Annotated in this window: 21 protein-coding genes; 6 read left to right on the top strand and 15 right to left on the bottom strand. The window is 69.3% G+C overall.

What is annotated here, in order from left to right:
• Positions 1–37: 37 nt before the first annotated feature.
• A complete protein-coding gene (locus JJ691_RS10605) occupies positions 38–2584 on the bottom strand; it encodes a sensor histidine kinase (protein WP_211768609.1) in 2547 nt (848 codons plus the stop codon).
• Between the two features lie 386 nt (positions 2585–2970).
• Between JJ691_RS10605 and JJ691_RS10600 the strand changes: the two genes are divergently transcribed.
• Together JJ691_RS10600 and JJ691_RS53300 are read left to right on the top strand one after the other, a co-directional pair.
• A complete protein-coding gene (locus JJ691_RS10600) occupies positions 2971–3795 on the top strand; it encodes an SDR family NAD(P)-dependent oxidoreductase (protein ID WP_211768608.1) in 825 nt (274 codons plus the stop codon).
• A 15-nt stretch (positions 3796–3810) separates the two neighbouring features.
• Positions 3811–3888, top strand: a complete 78-nt coding sequence (locus JJ691_RS53300; RefSeq protein WP_442912771.1) for a 50S ribosomal protein bL37 — start codon at positions 3811–3813, stop codon at positions 3886–3888.
• A gap of 42 nt (positions 3889–3930) precedes the next feature.
• Here the strand turns inward: JJ691_RS53300 and JJ691_RS10595 are convergent, their stop codons facing one another.
• The gene (locus JJ691_RS10595; RefSeq protein ID WP_211768607.1) at positions 3931–4272 is read right to left on the bottom strand and encodes a hypothetical protein; all 342 of its coding nucleotides are present in this window, start codon (positions 4270–4272) and stop codon (positions 3931–3933) included.
• Positions 4273–4453: 181 nt separating this feature from the next.
• On the opposite strand from JJ691_RS10595, the gene JJ691_RS10590 reads away from it, so the two are divergent.
• Together JJ691_RS10590 and phoU are read left to right on the top strand one after the other, a co-directional pair.
• Positions 4454–4597: a hypothetical protein gene (locus JJ691_RS10590; RefSeq protein WP_211768606.1), complete on the top strand. Its 144-nt coding sequence runs from the start codon at positions 4454–4456 to the stop codon at positions 4595–4597.
• 53 nt (positions 4598–4650) lie between these two features.
• A complete protein-coding gene (gene phoU / locus JJ691_RS10585; protein ID WP_211768605.1) occupies positions 4651–5316 on the top strand; it encodes a phosphate signaling complex protein PhoU in 666 nt (221 codons plus the stop codon).
• A 51-nt stretch (positions 5317–5367) separates the two neighbouring features.
• Here the strand turns inward: phoU and JJ691_RS10580 are convergent, their stop codons facing one another.
• The 9 genes from JJ691_RS10580 to JJ691_RS10540 form a co-directional block, all read right to left on the bottom strand.
• Positions 5368–5766, bottom strand: coding sequence for a hypothetical protein (locus JJ691_RS10580; protein ID WP_211768604.1), 399 nt, complete (start codon positions 5764–5766; stop codon positions 5368–5370).
• Positions 5767–5860: 94 nt separating this feature from the next.
• Positions 5861–7231 carry a hypothetical protein gene (locus tag JJ691_RS10575; RefSeq protein WP_211768603.1) on the bottom strand — a complete coding sequence of 457 codons (1371 nt, stop codon included), beginning with the start codon at positions 7229–7231 and terminating at the stop codon, positions 5861–5863.
• Positions 7228–7782, bottom strand: coding sequence for an FHA domain-containing protein (locus JJ691_RS52175; RefSeq protein ID WP_211768602.1), 555 nt, complete (start codon positions 7780–7782; stop codon positions 7228–7230). The genes JJ691_RS10575 and JJ691_RS52175 overlap by 4 nt, the downstream gene beginning before the upstream one ends.
• A gap of 3 nt (positions 7783–7785) precedes the next feature.
• Complete coding sequence (locus tag JJ691_RS10565; RefSeq protein WP_211768601.1) at positions 7786–9045, bottom strand: vWA domain-containing protein; 1260 nt, start codon at positions 9043–9045, stop codon at positions 7786–7788.
• Complete coding sequence (locus tag JJ691_RS10560) at positions 9042–9818, bottom strand: protein phosphatase 2C domain-containing protein (protein ID WP_211768600.1); 777 nt, start codon at positions 9816–9818, stop codon at positions 9042–9044. Before JJ691_RS10560 ends, JJ691_RS10565 begins: the two co-directional genes overlap by 4 nt.
• 2 nt (positions 9819–9820) lie before the next feature.
• Entirely contained in the window at positions 9821–12004 is a 2184-nt protein-coding gene (locus JJ691_RS10555; RefSeq protein WP_211768599.1) for a serine/threonine-protein kinase, read from the bottom strand.
• Complete coding sequence (locus JJ691_RS10550; protein WP_211768598.1) at positions 12001–13113, bottom strand: hypothetical protein; 1113 nt, start codon at positions 13111–13113, stop codon at positions 12001–12003. Before JJ691_RS10550 ends, JJ691_RS10555 begins: the two co-directional genes overlap by 4 nt.
• 107 nt (positions 13114–13220) lie before the next feature.
• Complete coding sequence (locus JJ691_RS10545; protein ID WP_211768597.1) at positions 13221–13688, bottom strand: universal stress protein; 468 nt, start codon at positions 13686–13688, stop codon at positions 13221–13223.
• 333 nt (positions 13689–14021) lie between these two features.
• The gene (locus JJ691_RS10540) at positions 14022–14684 is read right to left on the bottom strand and encodes a TetR/AcrR family transcriptional regulator (protein ID WP_211768596.1); all 663 of its coding nucleotides are present in this window, start codon (positions 14682–14684) and stop codon (positions 14022–14024) included.
• Positions 14685–14808: 124 nt separating this feature from the next.
• Here JJ691_RS10540 and JJ691_RS10535 point away from each other — a divergent pair, with 124 nt between their 5' ends.
• Together JJ691_RS10535 and JJ691_RS10530 are read left to right on the top strand one after the other, a co-directional pair.
• Positions 14809–15294 (top strand): hypothetical protein, encoded by a 486-nt coding sequence (locus JJ691_RS10535; protein ID WP_211768595.1) that lies wholly within the window; start codon positions 14809–14811, stop codon positions 15292–15294.
• 64 nt (positions 15295–15358) lie between these two features.
• Positions 15359–16186 carry a DUF4097 family beta strand repeat-containing protein gene (locus tag JJ691_RS10530; protein ID WP_211768594.1) on the top strand — a complete coding sequence of 276 codons (828 nt, stop codon included), beginning with the start codon at positions 15359–15361 and terminating at the stop codon, positions 16184–16186.
• A 163-nt stretch (positions 16187–16349) separates the two neighbouring features.
• Here the strand turns inward: JJ691_RS10530 and JJ691_RS10525 are convergent, their stop codons facing one another.
• The 4 genes from JJ691_RS10525 to JJ691_RS10510 form a co-directional block, all read right to left on the bottom strand.
• The gene (locus JJ691_RS10525) at positions 16350–18317 is read right to left on the bottom strand and encodes a collagenase (RefSeq protein WP_211768593.1); all 1968 of its coding nucleotides are present in this window, start codon (positions 18315–18317) and stop codon (positions 16350–16352) included.
• Positions 18318–18769: 452 nt separating this feature from the next.
• On the bottom strand, positions 18770–19726 hold the full coding sequence (locus JJ691_RS10520) for a LysR family transcriptional regulator (protein WP_211768592.1): 957 nt from the start codon (positions 19724–19726) through the stop codon (positions 18770–18772).
• Positions 19727–19889: 163 nt separating this feature from the next.
• Positions 19890–22724, bottom strand: coding sequence for a glycoside hydrolase family 3 C-terminal domain-containing protein (locus JJ691_RS10515; protein ID WP_249227818.1), 2835 nt, complete (start codon positions 22722–22724; stop codon positions 19890–19892).
• A gap of 100 nt (positions 22725–22824) precedes the next feature.
• Positions 22825–25182, bottom strand: a complete 2358-nt coding sequence (locus tag JJ691_RS10510; RefSeq protein WP_249227817.1) for a ricin-type beta-trefoil lectin domain protein — start codon at positions 25180–25182, stop codon at positions 22825–22827.
• Between the last annotated feature and the right edge of the window lie 193 nt (positions 25183–25375).

The raw sequence follows: 25375 nt of genomic DNA, 5'->3' as shown, positions 1-25375 counted from the left end.
TCCGGCGCGCCATGCCGGACGATACCGGCGCGCACTCTCAGCCGCTGTAGGCGGGCAACGATATGACGACGGTCAGCCCACCGCCGGGCGTGTCCTCGGCGCTGACGGTCCCGCCCATGGCTTCGGCGAACCCCTTGGCGACGCTGAGACCGAGTCCGATCCCCGTAGTGGTCTCCCGGTCGCCGAGTCGTTGGAAAGGCGCGAACGCCGTCTCGGCCGCGCCCTTGGGCAAGCCCTGTCCGTGATCGACGACACGGAGTTCGACTCGCCCCTGGTCGGCGCTGGCCCGGACCGCGACCTCGGGTTCGCCGGGGCTGTCCGGCAGGCCCTTCTTCCGCACTGCCTTGCCGTGGCGCAACGCGTTGTCGACCACGTTGGCGATCACCCGTTCCAGCAGTCCGACATCGGCGAGCACACGGGGCAACTGCTCGTCCACCTCGACCTCGACCCGGTGGCGATCATCCAGACCGGACAGTGCGCGGGCGACGACCTCGTCGTAGCCGACGGGCGTGAGTCGGGGGTGCACCGCACCGGTGGCCAGCCGCGAGGAATCGAGCAGGTTGTCGACGAGGCCCGACAGCCGGTCGGTCGATTCCGCAGCAGTGGCCAGCAACTCTTCGGTGTCCTCGGTGGACAGTTGCAGCTGCGGTTCCCGCAGACCGTCGATCGCGGCCTTGATCGAGGTCAGTGGCGTGCGCAGGTCATGTCCGACCGCCGAGAGCAACGCGGTGCGCAGCTCGGTGGCGTTCGCGCGGCGTTCCGCCTCGGTGGTCTGCGCCGCCAGGCGCTGCTGCCGCAGTGCCAGCAGCGCCTGGCCCGCCGCCGCCTCCAGCACGCGCCGGTCCGCCGCCGGCAGAGCCCGCCCACGCAGCGCCAGATGAACCTCCGGTGTCACTGGAATGTCCGCGTCGGCGTCGTCGGGCTCATCACAGGGCCGCGGTCCGACGCAGGCCACCCGCTCCCACTCCCCGTGCCGTTTCTCCAACAGCGCGACGGAACTGAGCCCGAAGTTCTCGCGCACCTTCTCCAGCAACCGCACCAACGGGGACGAGCTGGTGAGCACGATGCCGGTGTAGGAGGCGAGCAGAGCCGCCTCGGTGCGGGCCCGCGCCGCCTGGGTCGCCCGTCGGGTCGCGTTGTCCACCACCAGGGCGACGGTCACGCCGATCACCGTCATCGCGACCAGGGTGATCACGTTGGTCTGCGCGTCGACGCTGAGTGTGTAGAGCGGCTCGGTGAAGAAGTAGTCCAGCAACAGGCCGCCGAGGATCGCGGCGAACACGGCCGGCCCGAGCCCGCCGACCACCGCGACCAGCATCGTGGCCAGCAAGTAGTCGATCACGTTGGTGGACAGGATCAGCGTCGACCGAAGCAGCAGCCCGACCACGGTGGCGACCACCGGCAGCAGGACCGCGAGTCCCCAGCCCAGCATCAGCCGTGGCCTCGGCAGCGGGCTGCGGCTCGGCCGCCACCGCGCACCCCGGCGGGTCTCGCTGTGGGTGACCATGTGCACGTCGATCGGCCCGGAATCCTGCACGGTAGTCGCGCCGATGCCCTCCTCGAACAGCCGGGCGAACCTCGATCGCCGGGAGGTGCCCAGCACCAGCTGGGTGGCGTTGACGCCGCGGGCGAAGTCCAGCAGCGCGGTCGGCACGTCGTCGCCGACCACGGTGTGGAAGGTCGCGCCGACGTCCTCGGCCAGCCGCCGGTACTTCGCGATCGTGTCCGCGGGAACACCGGCCAGACCGTCACCGCGCAGAATGTGCAGCACCAACAGGTCCGCACCGGCCCTGGTCGCGATCCGGCGCGCCCGGCGGAGCAGGGTCTCGCTCTCCGGCCCGCCGGTGATCGCCACCACCACCCGCTCGCGAGTCTCCCAGGTCTCGGTGATCTTCTGCTCGGACCGGTACCGCTGCAGCGCCACGTCCACCTGGTCGGCCACCCACAGCAATGCCAGCTCGCGCAGCGCGGTGAGGTTGCCGACCCGGAAGTAGTTGCCCAGCGCCGCATCGATCTTGTTGGCCTTGTAGACGTTGCCGTGCGCGAGTCGCCGGCGCAGCGCCTCCGGCGTGATGTCGACCAGCTCGATCTGCTCGGCCTTGCGCACCATCTCGTCGGGAACGGTCTCCTGCTGCCGAACCCCGGTGATCCGCTCCACGACGTCGTTGAGGCTCTCCAGGTGCTGCACGTTCACCGTCGACAGCACGTCGACACCCGCGTCCAGCAGCTCCTCGACGTCCTGCCAGCGCTTCTCGTTGCGCGAGCCGGCCACGTTGGTGTGCGCCAGCTCGTCGACCAGCGCGACCTCCGGCCTGCGCGCCAGCACCGCGTCGACGTCCATCTCCTGGAACTCGACGCCGCGGTGGCGCAACGTCCTGCGCGGCACGATCTCCAGGCCGTCCAGCAGCTCCGCGGTCTTCTCCCGGCCGTGGGTCTCCACCAACGCGACGACCACGTCGGTGCCGCGCTCGATTCGCCTGCGCGCCTCACCGAGCATCGCGAACGTCTTGCCGACTCCGGGCGCCGCACCCAGGTAGATCCGCAGTTCCCCCCGACGGCGGGTGGTCGGCCTGTCTGACTCCATGTCGTCAGCCCTCGCTCGGTCGCGGTCCTCCGCCGGACCGCCTCGGCTGACAGGGTGCTGCGTCTTGACGCCGATCCAGGCCGACTTTTACACGATCTTGACGCCACGGCGGGGGAAGAACCCGGCAAGGCCGTTAAGACGTCGTACTGTCGGGCGCGCCCTCATTGTGCTGGTGGCGCCGTTGCCCGTTGGATTGACAGTCATGAGCATCCGTCCGCGGCGCGTGCCCTGCTGGCCGACCGCGCCGGTCGGCGGGCTGCGCCACGAGGATCAGCCGCCGAGTACCCCGGCCCGCTGACCTCTTCTCCCGCCACCCGGTGCCGGGTGGCTTCTCCCCTGCTGGCAACAGCTTCTCGTGCGTATCCGCACACCTCATTGGATGGGACATGTCCACAACTCAATCCGCCGGGCGCACGGTGCTGGTCACCGGCGCCGCCGGCGGCATCGGCTACGAGACGGCCCGCCGGCTGGTCGTCGACGAGCACGCCCACGTCGTGCTGCACGCCCGGACCGCACAGGATGCCGAGGACGCGCAGGAACGCCTGGTCAAGGGCGGGGTGGACCCGCTGCTGCTCAGCGTCACCGCGGCGGACCTCGCCGACCTCGACGAGGTCGCCGCGATGGCCCGGTTCGTCATGGCCGGGCACCCTCGCGTCGACGTGCTGGTCAACAACGCCGCCGTTGCCGCCCCCGAAGGCCGCACGCTCACCCGTGACGGCCATGAGCTGACGTTCCAGGTCAACTACCTCGCCCCGTACCTGCTCACCCGACTGCTCGAACCGGCGCTCGTCGCGACCGGGAAACCGCGCGTGGTCAACGTCTCCTCCTCGCTGCACCGCAGCGGCAGTCTCAACTGGACGGACCTGAACCGGTCCCAGCACTACTCGCGGCATGCCGTGTACGCCCAGTCGAAACTGGCGCTCACGCTGTTCACCAAGGGCCTGGCCGAGTTCGGGCCGCATGGCCTGACCGCGATCAGTGTGCACCCCGGCATTGTCGACACCGGCTTGCTCCCGCTCTACAGCCACGTCGGCCGACCGGTCACCGACGCGGCGGCGGTCGTGGCCCGGATGTGTTCGTCGGACACCCAGGTCCTCAACGGCGCCTACTACGACGAGCTGCTGCCCGGCACGCCGTCCCCGATGATCGGCGACCGCCGCGCGATGCAGCGGCTGGACAAGCTCAGCGCCCGGCTGACCGGGCAACTCTGACCGAGAGGAACCGCGATGTCCAAGCGGGCCAGGAAGAAGCGTTCCCGGCGCAAGTCCAAGGCCAACCACGGCCGCCGGCCGGGCGCTTCCTGACGATCGGTGGCGGGGTGGAGCTCCCACCCCGCCACTTCCCGCTCAGATGGCGGGCAACGGGGTCACCGTGCCGGGAAACCAGGGCTGGTCGCACAGCCAGGCCAGGACCGCGCCACGCTCGTCCTCGTCGATCGGCGCGGCGTGCACCAGGACCTGATAGCCGCGCGCGGCGATCGCCCTGGCCAGTGGCGCGTGGTCCTTCTGGCAGCTGTCGAGCTTGCCGGTCAGCACCACCAGCGGCACATCCGTCGCGCCCCGGGGAAAGTAGCGATGGGCGCGCAGTGAAGCCCCGGCCGGTAGGGGAACCCGCAAGCCCCGCTGCACACCGACCCGGTGGACTTCCTCGTCGCCGAACCTCAGTCGGCGGGTCACGAACCAGGTCACTGGAGCCAACTCCCTCGGCCGGCGCGTCGTCATCCCGACGCCGACCAGGCTTCCCGGCTCCCCTGAACCTCACGATGGTAAGGCGTTGCGCGAAGCAGAACGCCCGTTATTGACGGAATCCGAACAGCGGAGCCGATCCCGTGACGATATGTTCGCTGTGCGTCAACGGGAAGGAGTCGACATGTGGGCACCACTCTCGTTCGGACTTCTCATGGGAGCGGCGGGCGGCGTCAGCGCCGGCCGGGTCGGTCTCGGGGTGTTCTTCGCCGTCCTGCTGGTCATCCTGCTGGCGTTCACGGCGCTGCGGTCACGCCGCTCCGCGTAGTGGTGGCGTAAGTGGATCCTCTGCCACACAATGGATCCCTTAGGCTGGCCGGCATGCGTACGGTATTTCGAGCACAGCTCGACCAGTGCGTCGGCCACCTCGCGACGATGTGCGACCTCGCCGTCGACGCGATGCGCAGCGCTACTCAGGGACTGTTGAACGCCGACCTCAGGCTGGCGGAACAGGTGATCGCCGACGACGCGCTGTTGGATCAGGCTCGGGTTTTCTGCGAGGACAGGGTGCAGTCACTGCTGGCTTTGCAGTCGCCGGTGGCCGGAGACCTCCGTGTGCTCATCGCGGCTCTCCACACGGCGGACACCCTTGAGCGCATGGGTGACCTGGCCGTTCACGTCGCGATGACCGGCCGGCGCCGACACCCGCATCCGGTACTTCCGGCCCAGCTGCGCCCGGCGGTGGCGAGCATGGCACACACGTCGATCACGCTAGCGGACTCGGCCGGACTGGTTCTGCGCAACCTTGATCTCACGGCCGCGGTGTCCGTCGAACGCGGTGACGACGTCGTCGACGAGCAGCACCGGCACCTGCTCACGTTGCTGATGAGCGAGGACTGGCCCTACGGAGTCACGACGGCGGTGGATCTCGCCCAGCTGAGCCGGTACTACGAGCGCTACGCCGACCACGCCGTTTCGGTGGCCCGCCGCATGATCTACGTGCTCACCGGGCAGCCTCGGCCGCCACGGCTCGACCGGGCGGCCTGAGACGTTGTTTGCGTCAGGAACGACGTCGACGGCCGTCCAGACGGCTGGCGCTCACGGTGGCGTCACCGAGCCCTTGATCCGGGCGCGCCGACGTAGGACCACGGGACGGACGGCGGCCGCACCCATCGCGGCACCGAGCAAGAGGCCGGCCATGGCGACGTCAGAGCCCCCGACGACACCGAGTTGCCCATGGGCGTGGGTCACGAAGCCGGAGTAGAAGAACCAGCCCAGTCCACCGATCCAGACAGCGCCCGGCACAGTTGTCCACCACCCCATCAGGCCAGCCCCTGTCACCAGCAGCGCGATGCCGACCAGAGGGCCGTCGTGCGCCAGCGAGATCACCATGGCGGCGATCATGTATCCGCCGAACCCGAGAGCCCCGGAGGCGGCGGCGGGTAATCGGCGTTGGACCGGCAGGCCGGGCACGTACCAGCGAAACATCATCGACACGCGGCAAGTTGATGCCCGGCCGACGATGCCGGGCACTACCGCTGACGAAGTCTTTACGCAGCCCGCGCCAACCTGCACGTCGTCTTGACGATGTTCAGCGGTACTCGGCCAGCCGCGGCCGTGTCCCGGTCAGGACGAGTCCGACGACGAGCAGGGCGCCGACGGCGGGGATGGGCCAGGTCCAGCCGCCGAGTTCGCCGTTTCCGTCCCGGATGGCCGTGTCGAACGCGCGCTGGTTGATGGCAATCAACGCCGTGAGCGCGCTGTCATAGCCGGCGAAGTCGGCGTTGGACTGCCCGGCGGCGGTGCCGACGTCGAGGGCGATCGCGCCGTGCAGGTCGCCGGCGGCGTTGAGGGCGCGGATCCTGCGGTCGTCCGTCTCATACCGCTGGTACGCGGCGAGGGTGCGTTCGGCCGCGGCACGTTCGCCGGTGAAGGTGATGTTGTTCAGCTCGGTGCCGAAGAACCCGCCGATGCGGACGTCGGAGTTGTTCTCCTGGTACGCCTTGAGTGCGGCGTCCAGCGCGGCGTCGTACCCGGTGATCGTGGCGCCGGGCAGGCCGGCCAGCGACTGGGACTTGTCCAGGAATGCCTGCTGGTACTGGCCGGCGCGGGCCGGGTCGACCAGGTACCGGCTCTCGTCGGCGTTGGCGTCGTAGCTGATCGCCCGGGCCTGGGACAGGGCGACGATCGAATCGAACGCGTTGCTCTTGGCCACGGTGAGATGTCCGGACTCATCGGCGAGCACGGCGACGCCGGCCACGGTGAGCCCGGCCGTCACGAGAGTCGCCAGGAGCAGCGCCGGATTGACCCGCCGGCGCAGCCGCCGCCTCAGGTGGACCTGCCCGGCGACCAGCAGCGCCACCGTGACGATCCCGACCAGCGCCACCCACACTCGTGCGGTCACGGTGCCGTCGACGTCGCTCTGGTAGGTGGCGTTGAGCAGGTCGTGGTTGGACTTGGTGATGGCGTCGACGGAGTGCAGTGTGGTGCGCATCAGATCGGTGGCCTGACGGTGCAGGTCGAGCACGTCGGCGGAGGGCCGTCCGGCCGCGCCGTTCCGGTCGAGCAGGATCACTTGCGCCGCAAGGGATTCGTACTGGCCGAGTTGGTCGAGCACAGCCCGCACGGATTGCCGAGTGGACGGATCGGTCGCGATCTGCTGCAGGTCGGCGTCGGCCTGGTTACGTCGCTGCGTGTAGGTGTCCAGCGCCTGCTTGCGGTCGGCGGCGAGGGTCGGGTCGTTGCCGGCGAGCAGGTCGTTGGCCAGTTGGGCGTCCATGTCGCCGAGCGCGAAGTACAGGTCGGTCGCCGCGCTGACCTGTGGCGCGGCCCGGTCGCCGATGACGCCCAGCCCGTCCCGGACGCTCGCGAACACGCTGCCGAGCACCACAGCCAGTACCAGCGCCGCCAGCACGGATCCCGCGGCGAGCGCCCGGATCCACTGCGGTGTCGTCCATTTCATGCGTGCTCGCCTGCCCTGATGGTGATGGTGGTCCATGCCCCGACATGGATGCGGTCGCCGTCGCGCAGCGGCACCGGAGTGCCGACGGCGATGGCGTCGGGGTCGTCGTTGACGGTGGTTCCGTTGGTGGAGCCGGGATCGGTCAGCGTCCAGCCGCCGGCCGGGTCGGCGCGCAGCACCGCGTGCCGGTGGGAGACGCCGGGATCGCCGGTCAAGTCGATCTCCGCCGTGTCACTCCGTCCGATGTGGACTTCGCCGTCCATCAGCGGAACCACTCGTTCCCGCTGCGCCAGGGGAAACACCAGTTCCTCGTCGGCGGAGGTGACGGAGTCGAAGTGTGCGCGGTCGGCGGCGACCACGGCCGTCCAGGTGGTCACCGAGACGGTCATGTCGTGGCCGCAGCCCTCGCAGAACCGGCCGGTGACCGGCTCCCCGCACACCGGACACGGCTTTTCCGCCGTGGCCACAACGGGTGCGGCGCCGATCTGGCGGCCACAGACGTCGCAGAAGTCGTCGGTGGCCGAGTCGTGGCCGTCCGGACAGGTCGGCATCGCTCAGCCCCTGCGCACGCGAGAGGTCTTGGTGGAGCGGGTGTCCAGCGTCATGGCGTCGGCCTCGCTGACCTTGGCCTTGAGCCGCACAGTGCCGGTGACCGGGTCGACCACGTCCACGACCTTGGCCAGCAGCGCGGCGGTGTCGCTGTTGCCGGACTCGGACGCGAGCTTGACCGCCCGGCCCAGCTTGGCGGTGGCCCGGTCCAGGTCGCCGGCGCGGCGGGCCTGCATGCCCTCCTGGATCACGCCCGCGAGCTCGGCCTGCCCGGTGTAGTGGGCGACTTCCTTGCTGATCCGGGTGGACAACGCCTCGTCGTCGGTCCAGACGGCCTTGACCTTGCCCTGCCCCAGAACCTCGTCGCCGGCGAGCAGGCTGATCCGGCCGGCGAGCATGACGTCGCCCACCGCGCCGGGGTTGACCTCGACGCACACGTGGTAGTCGCGGGTCTCCGAACCCCAGGAACCGGTCGGGTAGTCGCCGTGCCGTGGGCCAGTGTCGGCACGCTTACCGGACAGGTCGACCATCGTCGGCGCGACCTGCTTGACGAACTTGACCTTCGCACCCTGCGGCGTCCACAGCCGCAGGCGGACGTCGGCGACAGCCTTGCCCATCGCGTCGGCGGTCATCGCCGTGAAGTCGGCGGCCAGCCCGGCCGGGTCGGCCACGATGTCGACGGTGCCGAGCAGCGCGGTGGACACCTTGCGCAGCTCAGCGACCTCCCAATCGGTGCCGACGCCACGGCAGTCGCACACGAACCGGCCCTCGCACTCGGCCAGGACACGGTCCAGGTGGGCCGGCTTCTCGTGCTCGTTGCGGCCGTCGGTGAGCAGGATGGCGTGCCGCAGGGCGTCCTCGTGGCCGCGGAACAGGGTGTTGGCCAACGACAGCCAGCTGCCGATCGCCGTGCCGCCGCCGGCCTTCAGCCGCTGCACGGCCGCCTTGGCCTCGCGACGGGTTCGCTGGTCGGCCGCGACCAGCCCGACGGACGGGTACACGGTGGACGCCGTGTCGGTGCCGGCGACCACCGCGAACGCGACGCCATCACGCAGCGCGTCGATGGCGGCACAGGTGGCCTGCTTGGCGGCGACCAGCTTGGTTCGCGGGTACTCCATCGATCCTGAGCAGTCGATAATGATCACCTCGGCCGCCGCTGTCGGGGCCGCCGTGACGCCGCTCGCCGTGACCGTGACGATGGCGTTGACCTCACGCGCCCCGGCGGTCAGGTATTCGTTCTGGTAGACGTCGACCTGAAAACTCATGGTCTGTCGCTCCTCGTGCTGGTCGGTGGCAGCGGCGCGACGACGACGGTGATGTTGTCGTGGCCGCCCATGCCGATGGCGAAGCGCACCAGCTCGGCCGCGGCCCGATTCGGCGCGGCGGCGAACGGGCGCAGCCGGTCGGCGAGTTCGTCGGCGCTGCCCAGGTAGTTCCACAGGCCGTCGCTGCACAGCACCACCACACCCGGCCCGGCCGGGAAGTAGGTGGTGATGTGCGGGACGACCGCACCGGCGTCAGCGCCGAGCCACGCCGTGAGGGCATGGCCGCGGGCGTCGTCGACGGTCAGGAGCAGCGCCTCGGTGGCGCCGATCCAGTAGGCGCGGCTGTCGCCCACCCAGCCGACCGTCACCTCGGTCGGCGTGATCACCGCGGAGACGTAGGTGCAGGACGGCGCCGAGTCGTCGTAGCGGATCGGCAACTCGGCGACGGCGGCCGCCGCAGCGGCCACGGCTTTCTCCGTCGAGCCGGCGGCCATGAGCACTTCGATGGCCGCATCCACGGCCGCCAGCGACGCCTCGTCGGCCAGGTCCGAAGTGGACACCCCGTCCGACACGACCGCGAGCACGGTGTTGTCCTTGACCTGCAAGGCGACCGCGTCCTCGTTGCGGTGGTGCACCAGACCGCGGTCGCTGACGCCGGCGGCCGGCCCGAGGTCGATCTCGACGTGGTCACGGCCGGTTGGCTGGCCGAGCCCGCACTGCTCGCAGAAGTTGTCGCTCGGGGCTACCGCCGAGCCGCATCGGGCACAGGTCATCGTCACACCCATGTCAGCGGTCGCACCGAGTTGGCCAGGTCCACCAGCGCGATGCGCTGCTGCTTGGTCGGCGCCAGCCGGGCGAGTTCGCGGTAGCAGCGCTCCAGTCCCCGGCTCAGGCCCATCTCGGTCAGCGCCGAGCCGAGCAGGGTCCGGCCGGACGCGGCGCTGACTCCGGCGGCGGCTCGGTCGCGGGCGCAGGCAAGCACCTCGACGGAGACCAGGGCGCGACGCTCGGCGTCGAGTTCCACCGCCTCCAGCCGGTTCGCCGCGGCGATCAGCTCGTCCTCGACGATCTCGGCCGGTATCCGGTCGTGCGTGCAGGCCCGGATCGCCGCCAACTGGGCGACCAGGTGGTGGCTGGAGCTGGCCGGCACGGAGTCGAGCGCCTCGATCGCGCGGGCCCGCTCGGCCCGGCGCAGCCGGGTCCGCGCCAGGCCGAAGGCGGCGCTCACGTGGCTGTGGTCGGTGCGCCACACCGTCTCGTAGTAGCGGCCGGCGGCGGCGTAGTCGCCTTGGCATTCCAGGGCGGCGGCGATGGCCAGCTTCGGCGCGGCCTCGCCGGGCACGACGTCGTAGACGGCGTTGAACCGCGCATACGCCTCGGCCGGATCGCTGGCCGCGAGCGCCGCCAGGCCCTGGTACCAGTCGACCCGCCAGTCCCACTCGTCCTCGCCGCGCACCTCGGCCAGCACCGCCTCGGCGCTGGCCAGGTCGCCGAGTTCGATATGCGCGCGGGCGACCCGCAGCTTGACCTCCACAGTGGACAGTCGCGCCCCGGACAGGGCGGCCAGCAGTCCGGCCGGATCGTCGGTGGCCACGGTCGCCAGCAGACCGGCGGCCGGGTCGGCGGTGTCCACCTGCGGCACTGGCAGCGCGGTCACCAGCTCCGCCGGACTCAGCGGAGACGGCCACTCGTGCGCGCCGAAAACCTTGCGCTCCACCGTGAACAGCGTGGAGAAGCCCGGCCGCGGCACGCCGTCCTCGGCGGCCATCACCTCCCGCAGCACCCCGGTCAGTTGCTCGCCCATCTCCTCGGCCGACACGAACCGGCGGTCCGGGTCGCGGTCGGTGGCCCGGCTCAGCAGCCGGTGGAACGAGTCGTGCCGGGCCAGCACCGGCACCTCGGCCGGACTGGGCAGGCTGTCCCGGTAGGCGCCCACATAGTCGAAGTTGAACGTCAGGACCGCCAGGGTGCGGCCGACGGTGTACAGATCGGCGTCGACCGACGGGCCCTGCTCGGACAGCTCCGGCGCGCAGTAGCCGTCGGTCTTGTAGACGGCGCTGTCCTCATCGTCGATCCGGCGCACCGCGCCGAGGTCGATCAGCTTGAGCTGCTCCTCGCTCTGGATCACGTTGTCCGGCTTGAAGTCGCAGTACAGCAGGCCCTGGCCGTGCAGGTAGCCCAGCGCCGGCAGCACCTCGACGGCGTAGGCGATGGCCTGGCCGACCGGCAGCGGCTTGAGCCGGTCATGCTCGTCCCGCTCGGCCCGCAGCTGCTTGAGCGAGCGGCCGCCGACGTACTCCATCACGATGTAGCCGACCATCGTCCCGGTGCGCGGGTCGGGGTGCTCGACGAAGTTGTAGATCTTGACGATGTTCGGGTGCTCCACCTCGGCCAGGAACCGCCGCTCGGCCACCGCGGCGGCCATCGCCTCGGGGTCGCCGGTGTCCAGCAGGCCCTTGAGCACCACCCAGCGGCCGTTGACGTTGCGGTCCTGGGCCAGGTACAGCCAGCCGAGGCCGCCGTGGGCGATGCAGCCCAACACCTCGTACTGGCCGGCGACCACGTCGCCCTTGCCCAGCTTGGGCGAGAACGAGTAGCCGGAACCGCACTTGGTGCAGTAGCCCTCGGTGCGGCCGGGCCTGCCGTCTTTGCCCCGGCCGACCGGGGCCTCGCAGTTGCCGCAGAACCGGCGGTGCTCGGCGACTTCCGGGTTGGCCAGCACCGCGTTGGCCGGGTCCCGGTACGGCACCGCCGGCACCTCGACCAGGCCGGCGCCGAGCCGTCCCCGGCGGCTGCGGCCGGTGCGGTTGGACCGGCTGGAGGCGCGGCGGGAACCCGTGGTGCGGGTGCTGACCTGGTCCGGGTCGGTGGGGCTCTGCGTGGCGGGCGCGAGGCCGCATTCGTCGCAGAAGCCGTCCTGGATCGTGCCGGTGCAGCCGGCCCTGACGCACGCGGTCATCGCGCCGCCTCCCTGTCGCTGATCGCCCGCTGGTAGGCGTTGAGTGCCCTGGTGGCCGCGGCGAGGTCGCACGGCGCGTGCCAGAGCAGGTCCTGGGCCTGGCGGTGCAGGTTCGTGAGCGCCGGATCCTCGCTGTGACCCAGCCGGGCGGCCTTGATCCGGTACGCGTCCAGCCGCCCGCGCAGCTCGGCTCGCCGGTCCAGCAGTTCCCGGGCGTTGTCGGCGGCGCGGTCGAGTTGGCCGGCGGCTGTGGTGATGGCCTGGGTGACGTCCTCGATGCCGCGGGCCAGTCGGGCCAGATCGCGGGTCTCGGCGAGGGCGTCGATGCGGAGCCGCAGCGAGGGCACGGGATCGGCGGGCGGGCTGAGTGAGCCGGCGATCTTGTCCTGGGCGGTCGCGACGAGCTGTCTGGTCGTGTCGAAGGCGGCGGCCAGGCCGCGCACGGACTCACGCAGCTGCGCGATGCGGGGCTCGGCCTCGTCACGTAATCGACGTAGCGCGGTCAGTTCCACGGTCGCCTCGGCCAGCCGCGAATCCAGTTCGGCCAGTCGAGTGTCGTTCTGTGGCAACGAAAGTGGATCCGACAGCACCTGCGCGCGAACCGTCGCCAACGTGTCCGCGGCCGGGCCCGGGACGCCGAGCTCGTCGGCGATCGCGGTCGCCGAGCGCAGTCGCTCGTCCAATCGGTCCAGCGTCCCGACCTGAGACCACGCCGCGTCGGCCGCCGACACGATCTCACGCACTTCGCGGCAGGACGCCGTCATCGTCTCCAGCAACTCCGCCAGCGTGACCTGGCGCAGGTCGGGTAGCGAAACGGCAGGCCCGCGCAGCAGCGTAGTCAGCCGGACCAGGTCCTTCGTGCCCTCGGCCGCCGTGAGCACCTGCTGAAACTGTGCATAGTGCGCCCACGCCGCACCCATGACCGTCTTCGCGGCGGTCCACCGGGCCAGCGTGACCCCCGACAGCATCGCGCCGTCCAGGAATCTCCGACCCGGGCTGTCCTCGACCGCGACCAGCTCGGCCGCGACCCGTTCCCCGGCCGATCTCAGCTCGCGCAGCGCGAGCTCGGCCTCCCGGTGATTCGTCACCGGTGTGGCGGCAGCGCCCACCGATGTCACTTCCCCCTCTGACACTCACCCCGTTGATACCAAAGTCGTTGTATAACGCGAAGATCGAGCGCCGCCGCATGAACGGCGTCAAGAACGGACGCGAGCCGTCAAGGACGCGTAAGTGTCCACGCCGGCGTCAGTGGCGAGGGCGGCACGACCAGCACCGGGCATCCCGCCCGAGCCGCGCAATACCGCGGCACCGAGCGGATCAGGGCCCGGCGCAGCCGATTGCGACTGCCCGCGCCGACGACGAGCAGGTCGTTCTCCTCGTCGGCGATGTCGACCAGGACCGGCCCGGCCCGGCCACAGGCGACGACCAGCAGCGGGTCGACATCAGGCGGAACACCCCCGAGGGCGTCGTCCCAGGCCTTGGTCAGCCGCTGCCAGGCCGACGACTCCCGCAGTTCCCGCAGATACCGGTCGACGCCGGGTCGATGGACCATCTCGCCCTCGGCGGGATACCAGGCCAGCGCCGAGACGAGTGCGGCCCCGCGGGATCTGGCCTCGGCCACCGCCCGCAGGCTGCCCGGCGAGCCGTCCACTCCCACCACAACCCGGCGACCGCGGCCGTGCACGTTGGCGTCCTTCCGCCGTACTGAGGTTCGCCCTCACGGTGGCACGCGTGGCGCGGTCGGCCGTGTCCCGCTGACGCCGTCCCAACGTCGCTTGCCGCGGTGTTGACGAGGTCCTTGCGGCTGCCGGACGAGGTAGGCCGCGGTCTCGGTGAGCCGCTCCCGGAGGGAACCCCACCGTGTCGACCATTCGCCGCCCGATGCTCCACGGCGCCGCCTACCAAGGAAGCCTGGCGCTGCCGTCCCGGGCACTTCCTCGTCCACTGCCAGCCGCTCGCGATGGCCCGGATCAGCACCAGCTGGCACCCGGGCCAACCAGGAGACCGTGCCCGAACCTCATGAGCCGGCCGGCAGCCGCGCCGCCAGGCCGTCCAGAATCGTCCGCACACCGGCTTCAAGCTCGTGCTCGGGTGTCGTGTCCGGGCCTGTCCAGGTCTCGCTGCGAGCGCGCAGCCTCGGGAACTGCCGCGCGATTTCGGTCACCCGCTCGACGACATCCCGTTCGTCTCCGCCGGCGCGGCGCAGCCGGGTCTGCCAGGCGATCTCGGACGTGGCTGCGAGGGCTGTCCCGAGCACGAACGTGCACACCACCGTCGCGGCATGATCCGCGTCACTGCCGCTGAATCCGGCTGCCTCGAACAGGGCCAGGCAGTGATCGTCGTGGCGCGCCTTGCCAGGCCCGTAGATCAGGTGGGTGCTCATGGCCGGTACCAGCCACGGATGCCGGACGATCATCGTGAACAAGTCCTTGGCCATCGCCGTGGCCGCCGACCGCCAGTCCACCGCGTCGAGATCGGGCAGGTCGACCTCGGCCCACACGGCGTCACCGGCCAGCGTGATCAGGTTGTCCTTGCTCTTGACGTGCCAGTAGACCGCCGTCGCGGCGTTGCCGAGCCGCTCCCCCAGCCGCCGCATGCTCAACCCGTCGATCCCCTCGGCGTCCAGCAGCGCCACGGCGGCTTCGACGATCTGCTCCCGGGTCAACGTCTCACGTGGCATGCCGCCAGCGTAAAGCCAAGACTTGCACACTGTTCAAGCGCGGCCCTACCATCCGACTTGAACAGTGTGCAAGTCAAAGGGGGGCATTGTGTCGCACCAGTTCGTCTCGGTCGTGCAGTTGCTGTTGGCGGCGACGTTCCTGATCGTTCCGATCGTCGCCTACCGCCACGGAACCGCTGCCCAGCACGCCGCCGAGGCACAAGTGGAAAGTCAGGGCTACGAAGCCGAACTCCTGAGCAGGCACCGAATCCGGTTCGCCGAGTCCGGCGCCGAGATGCTCCTGCCGTTCGCGATCGCCGTGCTGATGGGCACGCTGGCCGCGCTCAACGCGTTCGACACCGGGATCGGTCGGATCCTGTCGCTGGTCGTTCAGCCTCTGCTGTTACTCGCCGGCGGCGTCGTCACCGCGGGCCAGGTGTTCGTCGTCCGGTTCACCGAGTCGGCGCTCAGGAAGTCCGGCGACGCCGCAGTGCGAGACCTCGACGTGAAGGCCTTCATCGACGCGGCCGAAGCGGCCTTTCCGAGCTGGCTGCGCTACCTCATCGTCACGCGATTCGTTCTCGTGACGATGGGTTCGGCATTCGTCGTGCTGGTGCTCGCGACCGCATAGCCACCCGGCACCGGTGTCAGCGCGGTGACTGCCCGGTGTCAGCGCGGCCGGTGAAAGTACCGCCATGCCAACTTTCGAGACCCCCAAGCCGATCACCGCCACGCTGTCCACCGCGGGCGCCCGGGTGCGCATCGCCGCCGGCGAACGGGCGGACACCGTGGTCCTGGTCGAGCCCGTCAACGCCGGAAGCAAGACCGACGTGAAGGTCGCCGAGAAGACCGCGGTCGACTTCTCCGACGGACAGCTGTCGGTCAAGACGATCAAGGCCGGCGACAGGAACGGCTCGGTCGCCATCACGGTCGAACTGCCCGTCGGCTCCCGGCTGGTCCTGCACACCGCCTGGTCGGACGTGCAGGCCGACGGCGTGTTCGGCGACTGCGAACTGGAGGTGGCATCGGGACAGATCCAACTCGACCACGTCGCCGCGCTGCACGGAACCCTCGCCGCCGGCAGCGTCTCGATCGGACACGTCGCCGGAACCGTCGAGATCGACGGCGTCTCCGCCGGGCTGCGGATCAGCGAGGTCGAAGGCCTCGTCCGGTATCACGGCACATCCGGAAGGGTCTGGATCGGCCACGCCGTGTCCGATGTCGATCTCAGGGCGGCCAGCGGCGGCAGCTTCGACATCGACGTGGCCGAGGGCAGTGTCACCGCCGAGGCGGCCACCTGTCCCATCCGGATCGGACGGATGACGCGCGGCCACGCCGAGCTGAGGAACGCCGCCGGAGGCATCCAGGTCGGCATCAGCGAGGGTACCGCCGCCGTGGTGGACGCCAACAGCACCAAGGGAACCGTCCGCAACTCGCTGCCCTCGCGGGACAACGCCGACAACACCGTCAAGGTCCACGCCCGCACCCGGCTCGACGACGTCGTCATCCACCCCGCCGCCTGACTTCTGTTTCCAGCAAAGGTCAATCCGATGACCAAGCACACCCCGCGGGCGGTCACGGGTGACAGTTCCACAGGCAGGAGGTGGAGCTGCCAACCGGTCGGTCCTGGGAAACCTGTTGGGCCGGTCGGGAGCCCCACCCCGCGCATCAGGAGGTACTGCGTGGTCAGTACTGCGTGCTCACGGTGACGCCGCTGAATGCGGTCTGGCCGTACAGGCTGATGTACCGATAGCCCGCACTCGTGTTGGTGACGGTGATGTTCTGGGCGTTGCCGGAATTTGTCGACTTCGCGGTGTAGGCGGACGGGCCCGCCCATGTGGTGGGGTCGTAGTACAGGTCAGCGTTACCGGTGCCGCCACTGGTGGTGATGGTCAGCGTGGTGGTGCCGGTGGGCAGGTAGATCCACAGGTAGTCGGTGTCGCCGGCCGCGGCCGACTGGTTGGTGCGAGAGCAGTTCTGGCCCATGGCTTGGGGATTGGCGTCCGTGCAAGCCGGCAGCGTGCCGCTGCCGCCGCCCGCGACGGCGGTGAGCCAGTTGTCGAAGTCGGCGTCGTAGGCGGTGCCGATGTTGTTGTAGACCGCGTAGCCGCCGGTGTAGTCGCCGGTACGGAAGTGGCTGAGCATGGCGTTGATGTCCGCCGGATGCTTCTCGAACATGTAGCGAACGGCCAGGTAGCCCCAGTAGTAGGTACGGGCCGTGTCATCGACGGTGTAGTTGTTCTGGAACAACGTGCTGAGCTTGTACGTGTGCTGGCCGGCCGCGGTGATCGCCTCGGGGTAGCTGACGTTGCGGTAGGTGTAGGAGACGTACTCGGCCACACCCTCGATCCACCACACGTCGTTGACGGAAATCTGGGTCGCGAAGTCGCCCTTCAGGTCGTACGCGCCGTCCAGGACGTGGGTGTACTCGTGGTTGAGGTTCCACACTCCGGCGACGAAGCCGTCGTCAGGCGACTTGATGTACTCCACCGAGACCACGATGTTGTTCGGGTCGGACGGGTTGCCGTCCAGGGTCTCGCCACCGTTGTCGGTGTCGTTGCCGTAGATCACCCAGGAGTAGACCGAGTAGTCGAACTTGGTGGCCCAGACGGCAAGGGTGTACTTGGACTCGTACTGGCCGGGAATCGGGCCGTTGTCCTTGACCAGGCCGTGGAAGAACGGGTCCTGGTTGCGCAGGCTGGTGCAGACCGCGGCCGCGTCGCTCGTGCTCAGCGACTGCGATTTGATGGTGCGGTTGTCACAGGTCTGGCTGTTGGGCAGTGAGACGGCGGTGAGCTGTGCGGCCAGGTTGCAGGTGCCGTAGTAGGAGCACTCCGAGGCGGCATCGTCCACAGTGGTCCGGAAGGCGACGTGCACCCACAGGTTCGCCGTGGGGCCGGTGACCGACGAGGCGCCCAGGAGACCCTTGACCAGCGGGCGTGTCTTCGCCTGCAGCGCCGGGATCTGGAGCATGTTGGCCAGGTCGTTGCCGGCGTTCCAGTCCAGGGCGTCGTTGTCGCCACCGAGGAGGCCCCGGTGGCTGAGCGTGAAGCTGTTCAGCGTGTCCGCGATACCGGGGTCGGCGGTGACTGCCGTGACGAACGTCGGGATTCCGGGGCCGCGCCACAGCGGCGTGTAGATGGCGTTCAGCGCCCGGTCCATGGCCGGGTACGTGTCCCAGGAGCTGTTGTAGGCGTTGAGGTACCGGCGGTAGACGTTCAGGTAGTCGCCCTGCACCTGCGCGCTGTCAGTCACGATGAACGCCTGGTAGAGCACGTCGCCGTTGCCGGCGCTGACGTCGTTGGCGTGGGAGCTGTTGAACAGGGTGGTGAACCCGGACTCGACCGCGCCGGTGAGGCGGGAGTCGTAGGTTCCGACATCGGCCGGGTGGATGGACTGCACGTAGTAGCCGGCGCGCAGGAAGTACAGCAGTTCGTAGATGCCGGCGGAATCGTCACCGGCGTAGTTTGCGGCCGCGCTCGCGACACCGTTGGCCACGCTGAACATCTGGGATTCCTGGAATACGGCGCGTGCGTCGGATCCGGTCAGGTCGAACAGCGGGTTGATGCAGGCGTACCAGTCCACGGTAGTGATGAAGGAGACCAGGGCGGCGCCGGAGCGGCTGGCGAAGTCAGCCGTGGTGCACGACGTCACGGCCGCTGGGGACGTCGCCGTCGCGGACCGCTTGGCTCGGGACGGCCGGGCAGTACCCGCGCCCGGCATGGTCACCGCAGGTGCGCCACGTTGGGCCGCGGCAAGTGGCTTGGTCCGTGACGCAGGACGTTCCGTGGCTGCACCGGTGTCGGCCCCAGACAGGTGGGACGCCACTGAGCCGGTGCGAGCTGATGGCTTTGACGGGGACGCCGACGACGGTGCGGCCAGCAGGCCGACCACGAGGCTGGCGGCGGTCACTGCGACGGCAACGATTCTGGGCAGGGTTGATCGCTGGCGCACGGGTGCTCCTTGAGGGAATGTGGCTGACGCCTCCAGAAAGCGGCGAGGCGTGGGATGAAACATCGCACCCTGACGAATGGGAAGCAATGGGTTGAGGTACAACATCTTGCGCCCGGCGGTCACAACATCTGAACGGCGCGGATTCCGGATCGCTACGAGCTCGACGTCTTGTATGTGCGCAGCACCCACGCCTGGAAATGCGGCGACTGCGCGATCTGCTCCCGGTAGGCCGCACGGGCGGCCGCGAAAAGCGCTTCGGCAAGCGAGGCGGACACGCTGTCCTGACGCCAGGCAAGCACGTATCGACACCACACAGGTGTGCCGGTCAAGGCCTTGACGATCACCCCGGCCGCCGGCCGGAACGTGGCCTGCACCGGTGAGACCCCGACGCCGGCGGCAATCATTCCCTGGAGTTGCCGGTGGTCTCCGAGGAACTCGTGCACTTTCACCGGGGTGAATCCCGCAGCCGCACAGGCCGCGTAAAACACACCCGGCCACCCCGCGCCGTCGTCGGGGGTCAGAAACCATGCCTCACCCGCCAGATCAGCCAACCCCACTTGCAGGCGCTGGCGCAGCGGATGGCAGGCCGGGAGCGCCACAAAGGTGGGCTCGGTCGCGATACCGCGGTGCGCGACCGCGTCCGAGTGCCCCAGCTCCAAGCCTGGATAGTCCGCGGCGATCGCCGCGTCCAGGTCGCCGCGTTCCAACCGCTCGACCATGTCGGATGAGGCGTAGGCGCTGCTTACGGTCAGTCCCAGACCTGGTAGTTGGTCGCTCAGTCGGGCGGTCATCCCGGCCAGCACCGGCGAGTTCGTGGCGGCCAGCCGCAGGGTCCGGCTCGGTGTGGCCGTCTCCTTGGGCATCCTGCTGATCGCGTCCGCGCGGACCACGACGTCCCGGGCCTGCGCCAGGATCTCCAGGCCGTACCCGGTCGGCCGCACACCGACGGGGCTGCGCTCGAATATGGCCCGGCCGAAGTGCTGCTCGATGCGATGCAGTTGGGCGCTGAGAGCCTGCTGCGAGTATCCGAGGACCGCACCGGCACGGGCGACGCTGCCGGCATCGGCTATGGCGCACAGTATCCGCAGGTGGCGAAGCTCCAGATCCATGCCCAGACCCCTCGTCTGCACACCCGATCCACCAGGGCCGGATGCGAGGTCTCATTGAAGCAGGCCGTGATGTCGCCCTCAACAGTTTGTCGTTGTGGAGCCGTGCTGCGGCGGCGGCTCGAACGTCTGCCGCCGCAGCAAGGCGCGCTGGGTCAGTCGAGGGTCACGGCAGCTTCCACTGCTGGTTGCCGCCACCCGTGCAGTCCCACAGCTGCAACCGGGTGCCATTCGCCGAACTGGCACCGGTAGCGTCCAGACACCGCTTCGACACCGGGTTCAGCAGCTCCCCGTCGGGCTGCGGCTGCCACTGCTGCGCACCGCTCCCATTGCAGTCGAACAACTGCACCAGCGTGCCATTGCCCGTGCCGCCGCCGGCCGCGTCCAGGCAGCGGCCCATCGCGTGCAGGGAGCCGTCCTGGCTGCGGGTCCAGTCCTGGGCGCCGGTCTGGTTGCAGTCGTACAGCTGGATGGCGGTGCCATTGGTCGAGCCGGCCCCGTTCACGTCCACACACTTGCCCGCGATGCCGGTGATCGGGCCGCTGGGCTGCGGAATCTGCCACAGTTGGTTGCCGCCGCCCGTGCAGTCCCACAGCTGCAACCGGGTGCCATTCGCCGAACTGGCACCGGTAGCGTCCAGACACCGCTTCGACACCGGGTTCAGCAGCTCCCCGTCGGGCTGCGGCTGCCACTGCTGCGCACCGCTCCCATTGCAGTCGAACAACTGCACCAGCGTGCCATTGCCCGTGCCGCCGTTGGCCGCGTCCAGGCACTTGCCCATGACCTGGACGGTGTGGTCAGAGGAGACGGTGAGGTCCTGGGCGGCGGTGCCGTTGCAGCCGTAGAGCTGGATCGCGATGCCGTTGGCGGTGGACGCCCCGTCGACGTCCACGCACTGGCCGCCGATGCCGGTGATGTGGCCCGACCAGCTGGTCGCGGTGGCCACCGGGGCGACCTGCACCGAGCCGGAGAGCCGGGCGTCACGGGAAGAGGCGCCCAAGGTGACCTTGTACGTGCCGCCGGGCACCTGCCAGCCGTGCTTGACCGTGTCCCAGACCGAGAAGGCGCTGCGGTCCAGCGTGAGCACGACGTGCCGCGTCTGCCCCGGCGACAGCGTGACCTTGGTGAAACCCTTGAGCTGCCACGGTGGTTCACCGGCCGAGGAGGGGAACCCGAGGTAGACCTGGGGCACTTCCGCCCCGGCCCGGGAGCCGGTGTTGGTCAGGTCGAGGCCGACCTGGACATGACCGCTGGCGTCCGGGCCGGTCACGCTCAGGTTGGCGTAGCGGAAGCTGGTGTAGGACAAACCGAAGCCGAACGGAAACAGCGGCGCGGTGCCGGTGGCGTCGTACCACCGGTAGCCGAGCTCGAGGCCCTCCGAGTAGGTGTAGACGTTGTTGACGCCCGGGTACTGCGCGGTGGTCTGGATGGGGGTTGCGGCCAGCGAGGTCGGGAAGGTGACCGGCAGCCGTCCGGACGGGTTGACATCACCGAAGACCACGTCGGCCAGGGCATTGCCGTCCTGCTCCCCCGGGTACCAGGCTTCCAGGAGGCTGTGCACGCTGGACAGCCAGGGCATGGTGACCGGCGCGCCGGTGTTGAGCACGACCACGGTGTGCGGGTTCGCGTTGGCCACCGCCTGGATCAGGGCGTTGTCGTTGCCCGGCAGGTCGATCGACGGGCGGTCGCTGCCCTCGTTCTCCTGATCGCCGACGACCACCACGGCCGCATCGGCTGCCTTCGCGGCCGCGGCGGCCGAAGCGGTGTCACTGCCGTCGTTGGTGGTCACGTTCACCCCGGAGCCGACGCGGGCCCTGATGCCGTCGACGGGTGAGACGGTGTACTGGCTGTACGGGGTGACGTGCGAGGAACCGCCGCCTCCGGTGTACGCCTTTCCGGCCCACGGGCCGATCACGGCGATCGAGTGCAGCGCGGAGGCGCTCAGCGGCAGCAGACCGCCGTCGTTCTTCAGGAGGACGGTGCCTGCCGCAGCGGTGGCGCGGGCCGCCGTCGCACCGGCCGCCGGGTCGGCAGTCGGCGTGGTGCCGCCGTCGAACACGCCGGTGCGGAACATCAGGCGAAGCACTCGGCGCGCCTGATCGTCCACAACGGACTGGGCCAGCTGGCCGCTGGTGACCGCGTTCGCCAACCCACTGAAGTACGAGCTGCCGCCGAACTCCTGGTCCTCCCCCGCGACTGCGGCGTTGACCGTGGAGTGAGTCGCCGGGTAGTCCGAGGCGACGACCCCGTCAAACCCCCACCGACTGGACAGGATGTCGTGCGACAGCGGGAAGTTCTCGCACGACCAGTGGCCGTTGACCTGGTTGTAGGCGCACATCGCCGACCAGGATCGGCCGTTGCGGACCGCGGCCTGGAAGGCGGGCAGCTCCATCTCGTTGAGCGTCCGCTCGTCCACGTTCGAGGTGGAGTTTCCCCGGTTGTTCTCCTGGTTGTTCTCGGCGAAGTGCTTGACCTGTGCGGCGACGCCCTTGTCCTGGATGCCCTGAATCTCCGAGGTGGCCATCTGTCCGGTCAGGTACGGGTCCTCACCGAGGGTCTCGAAGTTCCGCCCACCCTGGGGAACGCGCACCAGATTGATCATCGGCGAGTACAGCACCTGATAGCCGCGCGCCTTGGTCTCGCCACCAAGGACCGAGCCGTACCGGTTGGCCAGCGACGTGTCGAAACCGGCCGCCAGCGAGATGGGCGCGGGCATCGCGGTGGCCGGCTGCCCGTCCCGCACTCCCGCCGGCCCGTCGGTGAGCTTCAGTCCCGGGATACCCAGGCGCGGCACACCGTTCACGTACCCCACCGCGTTGACACCGGAGGGTGCGCCGACGCCCTCAAGAAGCGTGGTCTTGTCCTGCAATGTCATCTGGCCGAGCAGTTCATTCACACGCTGCTCCAATGGCTGGGACGGATCCAGCCACGGGCTGGCCGCAGGCGCGGCATGGGCGACGGTTCCGGCACCCGCGCCGGCCGCGACGACGAGGGCGCTCACCGTGAGCACCAGGGCCCGTCTCCGGGGAGGACCGAGGATACGCATGCTGCTACTCCGATCACATGCTGAATCAGCGTTGGGTCGACGTGAGCGCGAATGGTCAGGCCGGCAGGGCCCACTTCTGGTTGGCGCCGCCGTTGCAGTCCCAAATCTCCAGCTGGGTGCCGTTCGTGGTGGTGAAGCCGGGATCGTCCAGGCAGAGTCCGGACAGCGTGCTCTTCAGACTGCCGTCCGGCTGTGGTTGCCACTTCTGGTTGGCGCCGCCGTTGCACTCCCACAGTTCGACCTTGGTGCCGTTGGTCGTTCCCGCGCCGGTGACATCGAGGCACAGGCCCTCATGGGTCAACGCTGCGTTCACCCACGTCCAGGACTCGGCGGCCTGGCCATCGCAGTCGCTGATCTGCGCCGGGTTGCCGTCCTCGGTGACGTTGACCAGCCGGGTCGCACCGGCGTTGAGGCACTTGCCCGCCAGGCCCGAAGCGACCTGGCCGGACGGCGCGGCCGCGGTGGTGCCCGGGGTGACGGCGAAGTTGTCGAACTGGTCGGTCTGGTAGCCGCCCACCCCGAAGCCGGCCTGGCCGTTGGGGAAGGACGAGTCCGTCGCGCTGCCCACGGACTGTCCGTCGATACTCGCGGTGAGGGTGGCGCCCTGCATGCTCAGGGCTATGGTGTGCCACTTGTTGGTGCCCAGCGGGTTGGTGGTGCCGGACTTCAGCGTGGTGGTGGCCCAGTTCTGGTCGGTCTTGACGATGGACCACGCGCCGGTGTCGGCCACGCGGAGGTGGTACGCGTCCAGGCCGTTGTTGTTCTGCTTCTGGCGCATGACCCGGCCCAGTATCTCGACCGTGCCGGGCTGCGTCAGCATGGTGTCCACGGAGACCGTGTAGTTGCTCCACGCCGCGTCCCCCATGATGGTGTAGGGCGCCTTGTCGGGCTCGCCGGTCCAGTGGATCGGTGCGGTGGGCGCCATCTGTTGCACGCATGAGCCGCCCCGACCGCGGCAGGCCTCCCTCGCGAAGGCGCCGTTCATGTCGGAGAAGTACTGCGGCGAGGTGCTGGCCGCCGCGGCGTCGAAGTTGTCGCGGTAGGGCAGTGCGAGCGGCTTCGTGGGAGGCGGGGTCGCGGTGCCTTTGACGCCGGCCGGGTCGGTGGTGGTGAAGGTGTAGACGTGGCCCGGTTGCAGGGTAGCCGTGTAGTGGCCGCCAATCGGGGTCAGGTCGGGCTGGCGGACGAACCAGTCGGCGGGGTTGTTCGAGTTGACGTTCGTTGCCCAGACGTGCACCGCGCCGGTGGACAGGCCACCGGTGACAGCGACGTTCGCGGTCTGTGCGGCGGCCGCGTCCATGGTCTCGACCACGGTGGTGTAGTCGGTGTTGTTCGTCGACTTCAGCGTGACGAAGCTGCCGTTGGCGCCACCGCCGGCGAGGTAGCCACTGGCGGCGTCGATGTAGTGCCAGCCAGGACGGGTGAACTGCGTGGTTTGCGCGGTCACCCACGTCGTCTTGCCGATGCTGTAATGCCCGGACCACGGCTGGTTGGCGACCGACATCCCGTCGGTGGCGTAGTACAGGTTCGGGTACAGCGCGGCGATGATCGGCCAGTTGATGTACGAGGTCATTCGGGCGTCGATGTAGTCGCGGTTGAGTGCCCGAGCCACCGACGGGGCGCCGGTGTTGGTGTCCTCCGAACCGTTCTCGCTGGCCCACAACGGATTACTCAACTGGGTCTGGGCGCTGCCGATCGTGCCGCAGGAGCTGAAGCCACTGTTGTAGCCGCACGGGTAGTGCACACCCACGATGTCCACCGCGGCCCACAGCGCCGGATCTGTGATCATGTCGTTGGCCACCGACCAGTCGTTGTCCGCCGCGACGACCTTGGTCGAGGCATTGCCGTTGCGGTTCAACGCGGACCTGAGGTTCTCGTACCAGGTCTTGGCAGTGGTGTCGCCGCCGGTGTAGCGCTCGTTCCAGCCGCCAAGGTAGTCGATGCTCAGGTTGTGCTTCTTGGCGCAGCCCAGCCAGTCCGTCAGATAGGTGATCGCGTTGGTGGTGTAGAAGTTGTTCGCGGTGGCGTTGACCCAGCCCGGCGCACCCCAGGACAGCCCGTAGAGCTTGATGTCGGGATTGCGGGCCTTGGCCTGTTCTGCCAGCCACCACTCATAGCCCTGGTCGCAGTCAACCGTGCCCTGGGTGTGCTCATGGCTGGCTTCGGCGCCGTCGGTGGAGTTGGTGTCACCACCGATCTCGATCTTCAATATCTGCAGGGACGCGCCATAACCGGGTTTGAACAGGTAGTCCAGCAGTTGGCTGCGCTGCGGCTCGGGATAGTCGATCAGCAGCCTGGTGTTGCCACCGCCGCCGCTGATGGCCCCGACGCCGTCGAACACCCGACCGGGCTTGCCGCCGTCGACGGTGATCGAGGTCGAAGTCGCCGCGTGTGCGGAAGGAACTACCAACACGCCTACTAATGCAATGAGAACCGCGAGGACGGGCGAACGTCGTCTTACCGCACAGATCATGTCGACTCCTTCGGGATTCGCCGGACGGTGAAACCTCGATCTGTTGGGGTTTCCCGGATCACAAGGGCAGGGTGGGAAGTGGTTCCGCCCGGGGCACTTACACCCGAGCGGAACCACCGGTCAACCGCCCCTT

It is taken from the genome of Kutzneria sp. CA-103260 (assembly GCF_018263855.1).
Classification (GTDB): domain Bacteria; phylum Actinomycetota; class Actinomycetes; order Mycobacteriales; family Pseudonocardiaceae; genus Kutzneria.
Note: the sequence above shows the minus strand (reverse complement) of the source record. Positions and strands in the feature narration are given on the sequence as shown.

What these genes read in the sequence shown, in the direction of transcription:
- JJ691_RS10600 (WP_211768608.1), top strand. Translation starts at nt 2,971, where the DNA reads ATGTCCACAACTCAATCCGCCGGGCGCACGGTGCTGGTCACCGGCGCC.
- JJ691_RS10605 (WP_211768609.1), bottom strand. Translation starts at nt 2,584, where the DNA reads ATGGAGTCAGACAGGCCGACCACCCGCCGTCGGGGGGAACTGCGGATC.
- JJ691_RS52175 (WP_211768602.1), bottom strand. Translation starts at nt 7,782, where the DNA reads ATGCCGACCTGTCCGGACGGCCACGACTCGGCCACCGACGACTTCTGC.
- JJ691_RS10560 (WP_211768600.1), bottom strand. Translation starts at nt 9,818, where the DNA reads ATGACCTGTGCCCGATGCGGCTCGGCGGTAGCCCCGAGCGACAACTTC.
- JJ691_RS10520 (WP_211768592.1), bottom strand. Translation starts at nt 19,726, where the DNA reads ATGGATCTGGAGCTTCGCCACCTGCGGATACTGTGCGCCATAGCCGAT.
- JJ691_RS10530 (WP_211768594.1), top strand. Translation starts at nt 15,359, where the DNA reads ATGCCAACTTTCGAGACCCCCAAGCCGATCACCGCCACGCTGTCCACC.
- JJ691_RS10565 (WP_211768601.1), bottom strand. Translation starts at nt 9,045, where the DNA reads ATGAGTTTTCAGGTCGACGTCTACCAGAACGAATACCTGACCGCCGGG.
- JJ691_RS53300 (WP_442912771.1), top strand. Translation starts at nt 3,811, where the DNA reads ATGTCCAAGCGGGCCAGGAAGAAGCGTTCCCGGCGCAAGTCCAAGGCC.
- phoU (WP_211768605.1), top strand. Translation starts at nt 4,651, where the DNA reads ATGCGTACGGTATTTCGAGCACAGCTCGACCAGTGCGTCGGCCACCTC.
- JJ691_RS10590 (WP_211768606.1), top strand. Translation starts at nt 4,454, where the DNA reads ATGTGGGCACCACTCTCGTTCGGACTTCTCATGGGAGCGGCGGGCGGC.
- JJ691_RS10555 (WP_211768599.1), bottom strand. Translation starts at nt 12,004, where the DNA reads ATGACCGCGTGCGTCAGGGCCGGCTGCACCGGCACGATCCAGGACGGC.
- JJ691_RS10575 (WP_211768603.1), bottom strand. Translation starts at nt 7,231, where the DNA reads ATGAAATGGACGACACCGCAGTGGATCCGGGCGCTCGCCGCGGGATCC.
- JJ691_RS10540 (WP_211768596.1), bottom strand. Translation starts at nt 14,684, where the DNA reads ATGCCACGTGAGACGTTGACCCGGGAGCAGATCGTCGAAGCCGCCGTG.